The 1,352-nt window shown below is 46.2% G+C and carries 1 protein-coding gene; it reads left to right on the plus strand.

Annotated elements, in window-relative coordinates:
• A partial coding sequence (locus A3766_RS03155; RefSeq protein ID WP_068641654.1) for a DmsC/YnfH family molybdoenzyme membrane anchor subunit occupies nt 1-1,352 on the plus strand: 1,352 nt, incomplete at both ends.

The raw sequence follows: 1,352 nt of genomic DNA on the forward strand, positions 1-1,352 counted from the left end.
ATGGCGTGTAACCATTGTGACGACCCGGTTTGTTTGAAGGGCTGTCCAACAAAGGCTTATACCAAGCATACTGAATATGGTGCGGTACTCCAGGATCCTGATACCTGCTTTGGTTGTGGTTACTGTACTTGGGTTTGTCCTTATAACGCACCACAGCTTGACCCGGTTAAAGGTCAGGTATCGAAGTGTAATATGTGTGTTGACCGCTTAGAAGTAGGCTTGAAGCCAGCCTGTGTGTCGGCCTGTTTGGGTAATGCATTGAACTTTGGTGTTATTGAAGATACGCCAGAAAATAGAGAGCAGACTGAGGCGAGTATCCCTGGCTTCCCTGACCCATCAATTACGCAACCTAATATTCGTTTCCAGCAGATCAAAACTCTACCGGAAGAGATGACGCGAACAGATGTTCAGCCTCTCAAGTACCATAAGCAAGAAGATGGAAGTTATCGTTCAGTTGTAGATGAGAAAGCAGGTAAAGAGCGATCTTGGAATTTGAAGCGTCTAAGTTCGCGAGAAAATCCTTTGGTTATGTTCACCTTGTCGACTCAAGCAGTGATCGGTGCCTTTATGATTTTGCTGTTGGGGCCGTCTATCTTCCCTGAAGCCTTTGCATTTTTAGATCAAAGTGCGATGAAGTATCCATTATTGGGTGCGATGATTTTTGTTCAGGCCTTGGGTTTATTCCTTTCTACGCTGCACTTGGGTAAGCCTTTGCGTTTCTACCGTGGGTTTAATAACTTGCGTTGGTCACCACTTAGTCGGGAAGCCTTGGGTATAGCCATGTTCTTCGCGGGCCTATGTGGCTATACCGTGTTGTCTGCGATCAATGAATGGTTGCAGTTGGGTATCCTAGATTTGCTGATATCTATTGCGGGTGGTTTTGCGGTGATCTCTGCTTTGATAGGTTTGTACTTCATGCACTGTATCTATCGAATTAAAGCTCGCCCGTTCTGGAATCATTGGCAGGTATTGACCAGCTTCTTTGGCAGTATGTTTAGTGTCGGCGGAATTGTTTTTGCCGTGTTTGCTTGTATTGCTTATTCGCTTCAAGATTTAAGCTTTGCACCACTTCTGAGTGTCTTGTCTGGTCTGGTCTTTATTGGCTTGCTGGTTGAGTCAATAGGTCTTGTTGCTCATGCTCGTTACCTGAATACTGAACAGGGAGAGGGCGCAGCAGCGCACTACATTCAGTGGACGACGTTTGGCAATACTTACTTGGCGAGAAACGTCAGCTTAGTGCTTGGCTTGCTTATCTCTGCAGTCTTCTTTATCTGGGCGCCTACCGGTATTTCAGCTGCACTGATTGGTATCGCTGCGGGGCTTGGCATGATCATTATGTTGTTAGTTGGTCG

The sequence above is a fragment of the Oleiphilus sp. HI0132 genome, assembly GCF_001635845.1.